Source organism: Dysgonomonas sp. Shenzhen-Wh21, assembly GCF_043392705.1.
Lineage (GTDB): Bacteria > Bacteroidota > Bacteroidia > Bacteroidales > Dysgonomonadaceae > Dysgonomonas.
In genome coordinates this window covers 1-14,843 of the sequence record NZ_JAIXHZ010000221.1, presented here as the reverse complement: position 1 = coordinate 14,843, position 14,843 = coordinate 1, and the positions used below count along the sequence as shown (strand labels likewise).

Genomic DNA, 14,843 nt, shown 5'->3' with positions numbered 1-14,843 from the left:
GGGTAAACAAAATCTAGGTGTTGTCGCTCAGTTGGGATATGCTCCAAAGAAAAGCAACGAATGTTATTTATATTATGGGGTGGGAGTTGTTCTAGATAATTTATTCGGAAGAGATGGCGGAGATATTATAGGATTAAATGCTTTCAGAGCAAATACGTCACAAGGAGCAGAAACGGCTTTGGAAATGTCATATAAATATATAATTACTTCACATATTTCGATTCAACCCGCATTGCACTATATACATACGCAGGGTAAAGATGATTTGGTTGGACTTCTCCGTGGAAGCTTTACTTTTGGAAACTGAGGTTATTACTTTTTTGATACTGTCGGATATATTATCAGTCTTAGCGTGTGGAAAGTATAAATTTTATTATCTCTTATTTTCGGGATAATCAGAAAAAATATAGGAATAGAATTTCTATTCCTATATTTTATTTTTCTTTATCTAGTCTTTAAAGTATTTTAATCATCGAATTTACTATTCTACAATATATTCTACCTCATGAGCTTCTACCAATTGTGGAATTTCTAACTTTTGTAGCATTTTATCCAATACTTTTTCAGGTAAAACATCCTCTCTATTTAGATTCTGAGCACGCCATTGGGCGTAAGGCTTTTCTAAATATACTATTTTGACTTTTGCATCATATAAAGTAAAAAGATCTACTAATTGTTGACGCATTAGCCGTGTAATATTAGTTGCATTCCAAATGAAATTTTGTCCTTTTCGAAGATATACGCGAGCTTGTTCTTTTGCTTCTTGAACTACTTTTCCTGTAGTAGATCTATCTGTTGGACTTAATTTATACTTTTTGCGAATAGCATCGAGGCTTATAACTGGAATGTCTGTATTTAAAGATTGTATATAGTGATCTTTTCCCATCCCTGGTAGACCTGAAAGTATTGTAACTTCACTTTTGAAATTATCAAACGGAACATAGCCGATATATCCGTCTATCGAGTCAAAATATTGAAATCGTGTATTCGGATTTTCAAACTCTAATGCTTTTCCCCAACATTCCTGCTCTTTACAAAACAGTTCAAAAAGCTCAAGAGATTCAAGTAATTGAGGTAAGTTATTACATATTCTTCCTTTGGCATCAGCTTCGGCTAGTGTTTTTAATTGCGAAGTGCTTATCCTTAAGGACACTTCATGGATCTTTTTTGCAGGTTCTACCTTTTCTAATAGCCAAAGAGGCAGGCCATGGTAACGTACAAAGGATGCAATTCTTTCACGGATATGAAACGGTGTAGGGACATCTCGAAATAAGACTGTACGTGCTGTATATTCTCCTCTCCGAGCATGTCCATTTGCTGATACCTTGCCAAAACCTTCGTCAAGAGATGTTGAACGTTTTTCTACATCATGCAACAGGGCACTTACCCAAAGTACTTCTTGATCCTGTTCCGATAGGGATTTATATTCTTCCGATTTCGTCAATTCATCTAAGACCATCTGTGTATGAGTTGCTACGTTACCTTCTTTATGATGTACCTTATGTTGAGGCACCTCTTTCATATCCTCTACCCAATCAAATTTCTTTTCAAGGGCATTCCAATTTTTATCTTGTGTTAATTTCCAAATTTTTTCCATAATTTTTTAGTTTTATTCAGCCGGAAGAATCATCCCCATATTAACGAGTTTTTTCCAAACTGACATTTCTCGTTTTTAATTGCGAGCCCAACGGGTATTTGTTTTTTCAATTCAATGCATATGATTTAAGTAGTCATTAGATATAGCTCTATAAGGATGAAAAGACATACATAATCATATTTTTGTGAAAATATAATGCAATTGTTTTAGTTAATAAAATGTATAATAAGTGTAGCCCGTGAGGTAAGACTCAAGAAGGGGTAATAAAAGGAAAGAATTCCAGTATGATACTGAACAATTACATAACTTTATTTTCTGAAAAATGAATAAATTGATTCTTACAAAGGTATAAAGATTTTTTAACTAAACAAAATTGGGCTAAGTTTGATGTATCAATACTATAATAATGGAACAGCGTTTCGAATTAACTCTTTAAAATTTGCAATCAATAAATATTGATACAGAGCTTGTTGTGAAAAACGTGTATAAAAGTTGGTAGAATTGTTTGTAGAAACAAAAAAAAGACATACATTTGCATCGCTTTAGAGGAAATATCCATAAGCAAAAATATTGGAGAGATGGCAGAGTGGTCGATTGCGGCGGTCTTGAAAACCGTTGAACTGCGAGGTTCCGGGGGTTCGAATCCCTCTCTCTCCGCGGAGATTAAAGCCAAAAGGCGATAAAAAAGAGATAAATCCTACAATATCAATAGATTGTAGGATTTTTTTATGTCTATACTTTTCCATCAAAAGACATAAAACAGCCACTTTCAGACAAGGATTTGTCCCCAAAGTGTTCACCCTAAATCTAAATTCGTTCACCCTATATTTTGTCCAATATTGGCACTGTTTTGGACGAATATGGAAGTGTGTAAATTCCTAATTATTAATAGTGTAAATTAATTTTGACGGTTAAAAATGAGGAGTTATGAAAGCTGCGAAAAGTACTTTTAAAATCATCTTTTATCTGAGAAAGGATAAAATGAAGAAAAATTCGTTCACCCCTATTTTCTGCAGGGTAACGATCTCTGGAGAATCTGTAAGTTTTAATATTCATACCGATATTCATGTTGATATGTGGGATGCTAATGCTAGTCAAGCCAGTGGTAAAACAAGGGAAGCCATGAATATCAACCGTATTCTGGATTCTTGTAAGACAAGCCTTCACAATATGTACAGGGATATCTTTGAAAGAGATAATTTTGTATCTGCGGAAAAACTGAAGAATGCCTACTTGGGAATATCTACAGATAATACAATGTTATTGGAGTTATTTAATCAGCATAACAAAGATGTAGAATCCTTACTTGGAATTAACAAAACCAAAGCAACTTTACAAAAATATAAAGTCACTTATACTAGACTTTCTGATTTTATGAGGCATAAATACAGTATTTCGGATATTAATGTGAAAGAGATAAAATATCAGTTCATCGTAGATTTTGAAAACTATTTAAGAACTGAATGTAACTGTAACGCAAATACTACAGCGAAATTTATTCAATTTTTCAAGCGAATAATAATTATAGCCCGTAATAATGGTTGGATGCAACATGATCCATTTGCGAATTACAAAATTCGTATAAAGAAAGTAGACAGAGGCTATTTAACGGAAGAAGAATTACAGAAAATTAAACAGAAAGAATTAACAATCGATCGGTTAATCAAAGTACGCGATATTTTCATTTTTTCTTGCTATACGGGCCTTGCTTATGTCGATGCAAAGAATCTGACTTATGATAACATAAAGAAAGGAGTTGACGGTAATCTTTGGGTTATAACAAAAAGAGAAAAAACAGATACACCTGTAACAGTTCCTTTGATGAGTATTCCTTTGGAGATAATTGAGAAATATCGTAATAAGCAACCTGACTGTAAAGTTTTACCTCTTCTAACGAATCAAAAGATGAATAGTTACCTAAAAGAAACAGCAGCCATTTAGAAAAGGGAGAGCAAAAGAATGTAATTAAAACTTAATCAACGGATTAAGCAAAACGGTTCTTTTAGCCAAAAGAGAATAAATGCACAAAAAAGCAAAGATGACGGTGAATTCAGTTACTAAATCGTTACCTGAGTAACTTTGTTCAACTGGAGTTTATTCGTCACTTATTCAATAGTTTGCGTAATTTTGCATAGCACCGGATAACTCTAAGTAAACTAAATTTGTAATTAAAAAATTAGAGTTATGGCAAGAAGTACATTCAAGGTTTTGTTTTACCTAAAAAAGAACAATTTAAAAGATGGTAAAGCTCCTATAATGGGAAGAATCACTGTAAACAGTACCATCTCGCAGTTTAGCTGTAAGCTAAACATAAAGCCCGAGTTGTGGGATACCAAAGCAAACCGAGCATTAGGCAAAAGTCTTGAAGCACAGAAAATCAATCAGAAGTTAGACAACATCAAAACCCAAATCGGCAAGCAATATCAAAGCATCTGTGACAAGGATAATTTTGTTTCTGCTGAAAAAGTTAAAAACGCTTATCTCGGCTTTGGCGATGAGTTCCGAACTTTCTTCTCTATCGCCGATGAGTTCTACGAGCAATACAGCAGACGTGTAGGTAAGGATAGAACGGAAGGTTCATACGAGCAACTAATTATTAATCGCAGGAGAGTAGAGATGTTTCTTCGAGATAGATATAATCTTTCCGATATTCCGATTAAGGAAATAGAGCCACAATTTATAGAGGACTATTATGCCTATTTATTGGAAGAACGCAAGCTGGCGGGCAGTACTTTGCTTACATCCGTGACCAAACTGAAACAAATTATGTTGATCGCTCAACGCAAGGGGTATATCCATATCAATCCTTTTGCCAGCTTCCGATTCAAAGCACAAACTCGGGATAGAGGTTATTTGACCGAAGATGAACTTCGAAGGTTTATGACTGTAGAACTCAGAAGATACAAACAACGTCAGATTCGGGATATCTTCGTTTTTCAAGCATTTACGGGTTTGGCTTATGCAGATGTCAAAAAATTGACCTTTGATGATATTCAAACTTCTTTTGATGGCGAATTGTGGCTGATAGCTAAACGCAAGAAAACCAATGCTACGTTCTATGTCAAATTATTGCCAATAGCAAAGCAACTGATTGAACAATATCGTCTTGTGGCTAAAAATAATTTTGTATTTCCTGTACCAAGCCATAGCGATAATATGAATCGTTGCCTTCAACGTATAGCTAAATTATGCGGTGTGAATAAGCGAGTTACGTCGCATATGGGGCGCCATACAATGGCTACAACAGTGTGCCTCTCGCAAGGTGTACCCATCGAAACAGTCTCTCAAATGCTCGGGCACAGCTGCATAACTACGACTCAAATTTATGCCAAAATCACCAACGACAAGATAAGTAAAGATATGGCGGTATTGACAGATAAAATCGGGGATAAGTATAAATTGGAAACAGATCGACCTGAATCCGATTTCAGAAACATCAAACGAATCACTAAAAAGCAAAAAGAAATGTTGCCCCGAAAAAAGAGAGAAAATAACCCCGTTAATCCATCAACTTATATCATCCCCAAATGGGCTAAGGTGGAATAGAATAAGAACAATGATGGTCAGCTCAGTCCTTTTGTTGCAGGAGAAAGTCACTTCTTACAAGGCAAACTAGTCAAGCCCGAAGCCCTACAGGTCGGAAACAAAAATCTCCATCCTACGGATAGTATTTTCGCTCCGAGGCTTGCCTGTTTCCCTGCTCGAAGTGTAAAAGAATATCCTGCAACGAAAACGACTGACCTGACGATGACGCATATCTTCAAACTAAAACAAGCATCCCTGATTAATATCAAGAATGCTTGTTTTCATTTTATGCGTAAGTAGCAACTTCAACTCCCTCTCCTTAGAATCTGCATATTAAAAGGGTAATTCTGGCGATTGGTAGTTATTACACAATACCTCTTGAAGTTCTTTCTCGGGATAAAGTATTTTCCCTCCAATCATTGTATAACAGATCATTCGCTTATCTCGCAGATTTTGAAGCGTTCGAGGCGAGATATGGAGATATTCCATTAGTTCCTCTCCGCTCAGATAACGTTCGTCTGCCAATGTTGGGCGATGCTTGTCTCTAACATCCTGCACACCCTCAATGGATTGTTCTATCTGCTCCAAAAGTTCCTTGAACTCTTCGGTCTCGTAATTGATAAATTTATCCATAAGTTACTTCTTGGCTAGTTTAATTTCTGTTTGAAGTAGGCAATGAATATCCTCTTCTTTATAATAGACCTTGCCACCCAACATTGTAAATGGTATCTTCCCATTATTCCGCCAAGTTTGTAAAGTACGTTTCGAGATACTCAAAGCACGGCAGACATCTGCCGAATCCATTCATCCGTCTCTGGGATTGGAACAATAGACGGCTCTTAACGCAGCCATATCGGAAGTTAATCTATTGATCTGTCGTTTCAACAGTTCCCATGTATGTAAATCGATACAAACAATCTCCATAATGATTCAGTTTAGTTGTTATTTACTCTTTATCGTTATTAAATGTACTTGCCAGAGAACGTTTTAACCCTTCATTGGCAGCACGAGTTATCAGCTCTTTGTTTTGGAACAAGTGATCGGCAAGAATATTCGACAACAGCATAGTCGGAGTGATCTCGGGTACAATATGTTGCAACGAGGCAACTAGCATCTGGAGTTTCTCTTTCATCCGAACATCAATATAAACCGGAGTATAATCCTTGATTTTCCGTGTTGCCAAAAATCGGTTGGTATACTCTTCCTCGTCTTTTTTGCGAGAAAGCTTGCCTCTGGCTGAGCTAGCTACTCATGTGCTGTCCTCCCCTATAAATTGAGATATAAGTTCTTTATTATCCAAAGGCTGTTCTTTATTTTCAGACTCATCTTTCATACGATACTTGTTTTTTAATGTTTATAAATAGGATTCATTAAATTAGAATGATAATATTCATTCAAACATCTCTGATACGATTGGTCTTGCCCATGATTCTACATTTTCCGAAAGGATAAGCAGTATACGACTTTTTATATTGCTGTTTCCGAACTCAGGTGCAAGTATAGCACATTCTCAAGCCCTGCGCTGTGAGCATAATAGCCTTACCTAACAGGTTGGGGTTGTATAGTGTTTATTATAAGCCTGTTATGATTTAGGTGTGTACTTGGAAAGGAATAATCTGAGAATAGTAGGCAATCAACTATTTTATGTTAACATGCTCTATTTGAGTAGATAATATTAGTTCAGGTTGGGACATAAATATTTATAGGAAATACAGGATGGTAAGATTTTTTAACTATTGACGGCTATATTCCCCCAATTTCTCTATCAAGGTATCTATATCTTCAAGCCCAAATATCTGTTCCCGTTTGTTGCGGTTACGGCAGTTGAGTAGTTGTTGCATACCAATATAGTGTTTATTATCACCATATCTTTCTTTGTTGCCTTCTGTGCGAAAAGAAATAAAGTCTTTATTCCCATCGGCAACCGAAACCCATTGGGCTTTAATGTACTTGTGTTCGCTCAGTTGGTCAAGGAGATAGACCAATGTCTTTTGGTTGGTTACTTGTAGCGGTTCAGGTAGTTTTCCTGAAAGTAGTTTCTTTAGTTCAGCTACTTTAATTTTTGAGCGAAACAATTTGATAGTTTCTATGCAGTTGGCTAATAAAGCGTATTGCTCTTTGCTTAGTTTGGATTGGTAAGAACGTTTGGTAGATTTAGCTGTAGCTTTAGTCTCTTTGGCAATGGTAGTTTCTTGTATGGGTGTCTCTTCCTTAATGATCTCTACTTTAGGTTTTGGAAGAAGTTTCTCATATTTTATACATAATCGTTCTAAACTTACGAGGTCTACCAATTCTCGGAAATAGGGCAAATCAATTTTGATTAGCTCTGCGGTATAGTTGCTTGGAGTTATTGTATTTGTTGGTTTTATAAATGTACGATACTGATGATAAACATCTTTGCTTATCTCGTCGCAAAAGTCACTGTACCATAGATAATCCTCTCTATCGTCACGAAGGTATTTGGGCAAGCTTGCCAAAGGAGGATTGTTACGGATGATATCCAGCACTTTGCTTTTATAGTGGAGTAGTTCCGCCTCAGTGAGTTGTGGCTGTGAGACCAAACCAAGTGCCGTTTCATAGTTGATTGCTACAAAGTCATTGAGACTCTGCTGCACAGCCCGAAATACTTCAGGAACATTACTATCATAATCTATGTCTTGCTCACCATTATACATGTACTAAAGATAGTAATATTACCAATAAGAGCAATAACAGTGACTCAATTTTGTCTGGCAATATGGCAAATAAAAGCATGTTCAAGCAAAGCTATACACGTCATATTGTCAATGATATAACTATCGAATTAACAATCTATCTTTGCTACAGTGTCCATGTCGGATACATCTAAATTATACTGCTATATGAGAAATCCAATCCACTTTCTACTATTCATTTGCTCTGCCTACCCTTGAAGAGCAATAGGCAATACACTGACCGTATTGCTAAGTCCGGGCGTTTTGACTTTATGCTCAGACCTGAGTGCAAATGTTGCCACCGATTCAAAAAACAAAGAGACTACCGCCTCTTTATTTTTTTCTCGTCGTCAAAGGAGCAAGGTAATCGCACGGGTAACCCAAAATTCGACTAACGTCTCTTTGGGCTACTTCCGTGCATACCTTGCCCTTGCAGGGGGCTCAGCCCCGAACAGTCTGCTCCCGATGGTCACTTGACTGTCGTGGCTGTGGAGCAATCCTGCACTTCATCTCCCGATGGTCACTTTCGTTTCGGCTCGCCTGAGTGTTTGGAGACACTCAGTTTTCCATAACCTTAAACAAAGTAGTTATGGAAAATAAGAAGAGTGACAGCGCTAAAAGAGGTCGTCCAAAGAAAGAAAAAGTAAAACTTTCTACTTCGATTAATCTGAAATTGACCGAAGAAGATTTTAAAACCGTGAAGGAAAAAGCAGAGAAATTGGGAATGAAAGCAACTCAATATGCTCGGGAGATGACCTTGAAAGGAGGTGTCAAATCTCGTTTTACTTTGGAAGAACTTGACCTCATACGGAAGCTCGGTGGTATGGGGAATAATCTGAATCAGATAGCCAAACAGGCTAACAAATCGGGATTCGCTCAAGTTAGTGTAGAGATCGTAAATATTGCACTTCAAATCAAACAATTGTTGGATGATCGCTAAAAACATCAAAGGGAAATCATTTAAAGGCTGTGTGAATTATGTGATCAATGACACAGCCGAATTGCTCGAGGCCGAAGGAGTATGGGCGGATAGTGCGAAAGATATGATCCGCAGTTTTGCCATACAACGTTCGGGACGAAAAGAGATAAAGCAACCTGTTGGCCATATTCCAATATCCTTTTCTCCCGAAGATAAAGGAAAAATGACCAATGATTTTATGCTCCAACTAGCCAAAGAATATATGCAGGAAATGGGAATCAAAAATACGCAATATATCATTGTCCGACATCACAATACGGATAATGCCCACCTGCATATTGTCTATAACCGTATTGACAACAACTTAAAACTTATCTCCGTCAACAACGATTACAAACGAAACATCAAGGCTTGTAAGAAGCTAAAAGACAAGTATAATCTGACTTATGGTAAGGGTAAAGACAATGTAAAACGGCAGAAATTAGACAATCCCGACAAGACAAAATATCATATCTATGATGCTATAAAATCTGTTTTATCCAGTTGTAAGAATCCGGCAGATTTACGATTCGCTCTTCAAAAATTCAATATTGAGATTGATTACAAATTCAAACGAACGACCAGAGAGATTGAAGGAGTATCGTTTCGATACGACAATATTGCTTTCAAAGGCTCGGATATTGATCGGAAATTTAGTTTCGGAAATCTAAAAAAAGAGTTTGATAAGAATATTGAAGAAGCGAAGAAACGAGGTCGAGAGGAATTTCTGCGAGAACAGGCCGAACAAAAAGCTAAACACGAAGTACAGAAAAAGACAGAAATCCAACCTATATCCGTTAAACGAAATCTTGTTGTTTTGGGTGTTGAGCTATCAGACGAACAGGAAAAAGTATTGAGAGAAGGCGGTATTATCTTTGTTGAAAACATGATTCATCCCAATGACAACACTAAATTTTCTGCATATGCATTTGCCAATGATGATAAGGACAATATCTCATTTAGCAATAAAAACCCAGAAAAGTCCATAAAATATGGTAAATATGAGATGCGACTCAGAGATAAGATTTTGATAGAAAAGGGCTTTATAACTAAAGCTAAAGTGAAATGGTATGATGGTAGATTCGCTCATCCATATCTGTGGAAAGAGAAGAAAACTGATACGGAATATAAAGAGTCATGGGGCGATCCGAGAGTAGTAGAAGCTAAAGAGGAGGAAAAGAGGAAGCAAATCATAACACCTATAATAAAGAAGGATAAAGGAATGAAAATGTAAAACATTAAGAACATGACAGTATTTGGCAGTTATCAATTTTATTTTTGTCGGAGCAAATAATAGCAACAGCCCTTTTACTCGCCTCCGAAAATATTTACATATATTTGCCATCGGAAACGATAGGTTTTGCTAATGTATATTTGAAGAAGCGTAAAGTTTCGTCCTTTGTTTAGAAAATCGCCAATTGACTAATGTAGCAAGGATAAACATGATGTTCCTGTTTGATGATTGTACCTTTTGTACAGCATATCAGGCGTGGGCTGTTGTTTATTTGCTACAAGGTGTTTGGCGATACCTCTAAACAAAATAGGCATACAGTGCCACGCTTTTTCTTTAGTTTGGAACTTATTTGTAACTAAAATAATAGATATGATAAATACAAAACTAAATGCTCTTTTTCAATACTGGAAAGATGGAATGATGCAGAATGGTGATCATGGATTTTGTGAAGATGGACTGATTTACCGTAATGGAAAAGAAAGTTTATTGTGGCAGAACTCTAAAAGAAAAATATTGTTTCTGCTCAAAGAAAACAACGACAACGATGGACAAGATGTTCGAGAATGGACAGGTTCTATCAATGGGTATTCTCCCAATGGGTTATTTTATAATCGATTATCGGCTTGGCTATATGGGTTGACCAATTATACAGACACTAGCTATCCTGCTATTGAAGAAGCTTTTGATGCGAAGAATCAGATGAAAGCATTATCTGAATACTCCTATGCTTATGTGAACGTGAAGAAGAAATCGGGTGGTGCTACTGCTGACGATAGTATTGTATATGATTTTGGTAAGCGGTATGCACATTATTTACGTCAAGAATTGGATATTTTATCTCCCAATATTATTGTTTGTGGGGGGCAAGTAGTATTTAATGTTGCTACAGATATAATCTATAAAGAACTTACATTCATTCAGAAGAATAGTTGGGTATATTATAATAAAGAAAATAACATAGTATTAATAAATAGTTTTCATCCTACAGCTCGCAAATCGAATGTTGAAATGTATGAGTGGATGATGGAAAATGTGATAAAAGGATAAAATGGGACTGTCCATAGCTTTGTGTAAGCGTCAACTACAAGGTTGAAGATTTATCATATAAATTCTTTCAAATTCTCCCCCCTAAAAAGACGGGGGAGTTTGAAAGAATTTCTCTTTTTACAGGTTCACTCTTTCTCCAAAGATAACCAAAAATTGATTGAGTATCAGCCCCCAATTATGGATTGGCATTGTCCACTTTTTCTCAATCTCAGCAATAGACAGATATACCGACTTTTTCAAGGCATCATCCGTTGGGAATGAAAGTTTGTTTTTAGTGTATTTTCTTATTTTACCATTCAGGTTTTCAATTAGGTTCGTGGTATAGATTATCTTCCTGATTTCAAGTGGAAAATCAAAGAAGGAAGTCAATTCGTCCCAATTGTTTCTCCATGAGCGGATGGCATAGGGATATTTAGAACCCCATTTTTGTTCAAATACACCAAGTTCCCGACTGGCGGATTCTTTTGTTGGAGCGTTGTAAATGAGCTTCAAATCGGAAGTAAACTCTTTCTTCTCTTTCCATACCACATAACGACAGGAGTTGCGGATCTGATGTACGACGCATATCTGAGTGGTTGACTCAGGGAAAACAGCCTTGATGGTATCTGTAAATCCATTCAGATTATCGGTCACTGTCACAAGTATATCTTCTACTCCACGAGCTTTTAAATCAGTTAATACGCCCATCCAAAAAGAAGACGATTCTGTCTTGCCAACCCACATACCCAAGACCTCCTTAAAACCGTTTTTGTTGAGTCCTACGCAAAGATAAACAGTCTTATTGATAACCTTGCCATTGTCTCTGACTTTGAAGACAATACCATCCATCCAAACGATCAGATACAGATTATCCAAGGGACGGTTCTGCCACTCAATGGCCTGCCCTGTTACTTTATTGGTAATATGCGAGATTGCTGATGTGGATAGGTTAACTCCATAAATCTCATGCATTTCACTTTCAATATCTGATACGCTCATACCCTTGGCATATAATGAGATAACCAAACGCTCTATAGATAAGCCTCTACTTTGATGTTTCGGAACAACAACTGGTTCAAACTCCCCTTCACGATCACGAGGTACTTCTATTACAGCTTCTCCATGTTTGCCCTGAATCTTCTTCGCATAACTGCCATTACGAGAATTACCCGTATTAATACCTTCTTTTGAGCCTTTCTCATAACCTAAATGAGAATCCATCTCTGATTGAAGCATCTGCTCATAAACTTTCACATGGAGGTCACTCATGAAAGCTTCTACATCATCTTGTGTCTTAAATTGACTCAGGAACTCCTTACTTAAAAAATCTTTTGGGATATCCATAATAAACTCTTTTGATAAAATTATACATAAATGAAAAAACTACAAGTTTTCCAACCTGTAGTTTTCATTTACACAATATCTTGGACACTGTCCATGCTTAAAGTATTACTGGGCTATAAATCTAATATTAAATACCTGCAAATTTAGCCTAATCGACAATTTGTCAATCGACTCTTTTAATAACATTTCTTGCCACTTCTATCTTATACTTCTTACCCTTCATTTTTTCATCTCTGATATTGCTAAGAAGAGTTTTTATGGCAGAAAAACGAACAGCAACAAAAGAAATAAAATCTTTGACTTCAATCAGTCCCAAATCAGATTTATCCAGTTTTCCCTTTTGTAAAAAGAAGCCGACAATATCACTTTTATTCAACTTGTTTTTCTTACCTCCGCTTACATAAATTGTCTGATATTCTGGGCGGTTGGGTAATGGCTTTCCTGTTGCCACTCGCAACACATCTAAATTGTCAGAAATATAATCCGGAGTTTTATCCTCCTTGAATTGTATAATATATGCTGTTCCCGAAGCATGCATACGGGCTGTACGTCCATTGCGATGCACAAATTCACTTTCCTTAGAAGGAAGATGATAATGTATTACGTGATTCATTTCGGGAATATCCAATCCTCTGGCTGCCAAATCGGTGGTGACGAGATAATTTAAGCTTCCATTTCTGAATTGAACCAAAACTCTCTCTCTATCATCCTGATCCATTCCACCATGATAATATCCGGTCTGTATTCCTTTCTTATTCAATAAGTCGCTGATACGTTCGGTTACTTCTCTGTGATTACAAAAAATAAGGGCAGGTTCGGAATTGAGTGAACAGATAAGATGGAACAGAGATTCTATTTTATCTTTTTCGGGAGATAAAACAAGCTTGATCGAAAGGCTTTCGCTTTTCTCTTCTTCTATATAATCAAGCGTTACGGGAGATTCCATTTTTACAAAGTCCGGAATTTCCACATCGGATGTAGCTGACAGCAGAACTCTTTTTTGAAGATTGGGCAGTTGGCTGATGATTGTATTCATTTCGTCCTGAAAACCTAATTGCAGAGATTTGTCAAACTCGTCCAGCACTAAGGTTTTGATAGAATCAGTATCAAAAGATTTTCGATCCAGATGGTCTGTCAATCGTCCGGGTGTTCCGATAAGCAAAGCCGGAGGGCTGCTTAAATTCTTTAGTTCGGTATCAATAGCATGTCCGCCATAACAAACATTTACTTTAAACTTTGTTCCCATCTTTTTCCAGACCTGCTCTATTTGAAGAGCTAATTCTCTCGATGGTACAACTATCAAACATTGTACTTTTGTTATATTCTCATCCAATAATTGTAGAACCGGTAGGAGAAACGCAAGTGTTTTGCCGGAACCGGTAGGAGATAATAACAAAATATTTTGTTCTCTAAATATCGCCTTTTGGGCTGCTATCTGCATCTCATTCAGGTCTTCAATCCCGAGATTGGATAATATGCTTTTGTTCTGGTCTGCTACTTTCATGGAACAAAGGTAAGATATTATAGCTCACCGTTTTTCTTTTCTCCGCTTTTTACTACAACAAATATTCACTCCGGTAGATTTTAAAAATAGACATTTCCTGAAATCTTTCTTGGCTCTGATTATCAAAGAATTTCGTTAGTTATATAAGGCAATGTATGCTATGGAGTAATGGTGTATAATAGGAATTGCAGAAGTCTATAATGTTAAAAAAGTTAAATATGCTTATTCTTCTTGATTCGTCATGCAAGGTTTCAGAAAAGAGAGGATTTAATATATGAAAGTTCAAAGGATGTAGTGAGTCCTGATAAAACAACGCTTAATATAATTATAAAAATGAAAAATCTACAAAAATTTTCTAGTTTATTTTTTCTGACTTTAGTAACCGTAACTACTATCGGTTTTACATCATGTGACAAAGATGACGACAAAAAAGCTCTGAAATTGAATCCGAGTAAAGTGGAAGCCGAAATTGGCAAGACAGTTACAGTAACAGTTAGTGGTGGTACAGCTCCTTATAACGTTGCATCAAAAGATCAAAAGATTGCTACCGTAAGTGTTGATAAGAGTACTGTTACTATTACCGGAGTAAGTAAAGGTGCTACATCCATTTCAGTAACTGATAAGGATAAAAAGAAAGGCACTATATCTGTGACAGTAAAAGAAGTTGGATTGGACTTTGATAAAAAAACACTTGAAGTAGCTGTTGGAAAAGAAGATGTTGTAACAATAAAAGGAGGAGTAGCCCCTTACCTAGCTACTGCTAAAGATGCAGCAATTGCTTCAGCAACAGTCAAGGATAATAAAGTTACAGTTAAAGGAGTGAAAGCTGGAACAACTACTATTACAGTGACTGATAAAGATAAAAAGAATAGTGGAACAATATCTGTTACTGTAAAATAATAAGGTTTTACTAAAAAAACAATTATAAGTTATACCTTTGATCAAAGGTATAACTTATAATT

Annotated in this window: 13 protein-coding genes, 1 tRNA gene and 1 pseudogene; 8 read left to right on the top strand and 7 right to left on the bottom strand. The window is 36.4% G+C overall.

Going from position 1 to position 14,843, the window contains the following annotated elements:
- Positions 1–307 (top strand): carbohydrate porin (locus LDB17_RS14750; protein ID WP_393925118.1); only part of this gene is annotated, 307 nt, incomplete at its 5' end.
- A gap of 174 nt (positions 308–481) precedes the next feature.
- Here the strand turns inward: LDB17_RS14750 and LDB17_RS14745 are convergent.
- Complete coding sequence (locus LDB17_RS14745) at positions 482–1,597, bottom strand: AAA family ATPase (RefSeq protein ID WP_252639300.1); 1,116 nt, start codon at positions 1,595–1,597, stop codon at positions 482–484.
- 572 nt (positions 1,598–2,169) lie between these two features.
- Here LDB17_RS14745 and LDB17_RS14740 point away from each other — a divergent pair.
- From LDB17_RS14740 to LDB17_RS14730, 3 genes are all read left to right on the top strand, one after another.
- Positions 2,170–2,254, top strand: a tRNA-Ser gene (locus tag LDB17_RS14740).
- Between the two features lie 270 nt (positions 2,255–2,524).
- A complete protein-coding gene (locus LDB17_RS14735) occupies positions 2,525–3,538 on the top strand; it encodes a site-specific integrase (protein WP_252639299.1) in 1,014 nt (337 codons plus the stop codon).
- A gap of 243 nt (positions 3,539–3,781) precedes the next feature.
- Positions 3,782–5,143, top strand: coding sequence for a site-specific integrase (locus tag LDB17_RS14730; RefSeq protein WP_252639298.1), 1,362 nt, complete (start codon positions 3,782–3,784; stop codon positions 5,141–5,143).
- Between the two features lie 312 nt (positions 5,144–5,455).
- Here the strand turns inward: LDB17_RS14730 and LDB17_RS14725 are convergent, their stop codons facing one another.
- From LDB17_RS14725 to LDB17_RS14710, 4 genes and pseudogenes are all read right to left on the bottom strand, one after another.
- Positions 5,456–5,755, bottom strand: coding sequence for a helix-turn-helix domain-containing protein (locus LDB17_RS14725; RefSeq protein ID WP_252639297.1), 300 nt, complete (start codon positions 5,753–5,755; stop codon positions 5,456–5,458).
- A 3-nt stretch (positions 5,756–5,758) separates the two neighbouring features.
- Positions 5,759–5,926 carry a helix-turn-helix domain-containing protein gene (locus tag LDB17_RS14720; RefSeq protein ID WP_252639296.1) on the bottom strand — a complete coding sequence of 56 codons (168 nt, stop codon included), beginning with the start codon at positions 5,924–5,926 and terminating at the stop codon, positions 5,759–5,761.
- 142 nt (positions 5,927–6,068) lie between these two features.
- Positions 6,069–6,332: pseudogene (locus LDB17_RS14715) on the bottom strand (DUF3408 domain-containing protein); the annotation flags it as partial.
- 523 nt (positions 6,333–6,855) lie between these two features.
- A complete protein-coding gene (locus tag LDB17_RS14710; RefSeq protein WP_252639294.1) occupies positions 6,856–7,797 on the bottom strand; it encodes a hypothetical protein in 942 nt (313 codons plus the stop codon).
- A gap of 607 nt (positions 7,798–8,404) precedes the next feature.
- Here LDB17_RS14710 and LDB17_RS14705 point away from each other — a divergent pair.
- The 3 genes from LDB17_RS14705 to LDB17_RS14695 all read left to right on the top strand — a co-directional run bounded on the left by LDB17_RS14705 (position 8,405) and on the right by LDB17_RS14695 (position 11,054).
- On the top strand, positions 8,405–8,755 hold the full coding sequence (locus LDB17_RS14705; RefSeq protein WP_252639293.1) for a MobC family plasmid mobilization relaxosome protein: 351 nt from the start codon (positions 8,405–8,407) through the stop codon (positions 8,753–8,755).
- A complete protein-coding gene (locus LDB17_RS14700) occupies positions 8,745–10,007 on the top strand; it encodes a relaxase/mobilization nuclease domain-containing protein (protein WP_252639292.1) in 1,263 nt (420 codons plus the stop codon). The genes LDB17_RS14705 and LDB17_RS14700 overlap by 11 nt, the downstream gene beginning before the upstream one ends.
- A gap of 369 nt (positions 10,008–10,376) precedes the next feature.
- On the top strand, positions 10,377–11,054 hold the full coding sequence (locus LDB17_RS14695; protein ID WP_252639291.1) for a hypothetical protein: 678 nt from the start codon (positions 10,377–10,379) through the stop codon (positions 11,052–11,054).
- 117 nt (positions 11,055–11,171) lie between these two features.
- Here LDB17_RS14695 and LDB17_RS14690 read toward each other — a convergent pair whose 3' ends face one another.
- Together LDB17_RS14690 and LDB17_RS14685 are read right to left on the bottom strand one after the other, a co-directional pair.
- Positions 11,172–12,377: an IS256 family transposase gene (locus tag LDB17_RS14690; RefSeq protein ID WP_252639290.1), complete on the bottom strand. Its 1,206-nt coding sequence runs from the start codon at positions 12,375–12,377 to the stop codon at positions 11,172–11,174.
- A 163-nt stretch (positions 12,378–12,540) separates the two neighbouring features.
- Positions 12,541–13,881, bottom strand: coding sequence for a DEAD/DEAH box helicase (locus tag LDB17_RS14685; RefSeq protein WP_252639289.1), 1,341 nt, complete (start codon positions 13,879–13,881; stop codon positions 12,541–12,543).
- A gap of 333 nt (positions 13,882–14,214) precedes the next feature.
- Between LDB17_RS14685 and LDB17_RS14680 the strand changes: the two genes are divergently transcribed.
- Entirely contained in the window at positions 14,215–14,781 is a 567-nt protein-coding gene (locus LDB17_RS14680) for a pilus assembly protein N-terminal domain-containing protein (RefSeq protein WP_252639288.1), read from the top strand.
- The last annotated feature ends 62 nt before the right edge of the window (positions 14,782–14,843 follow it).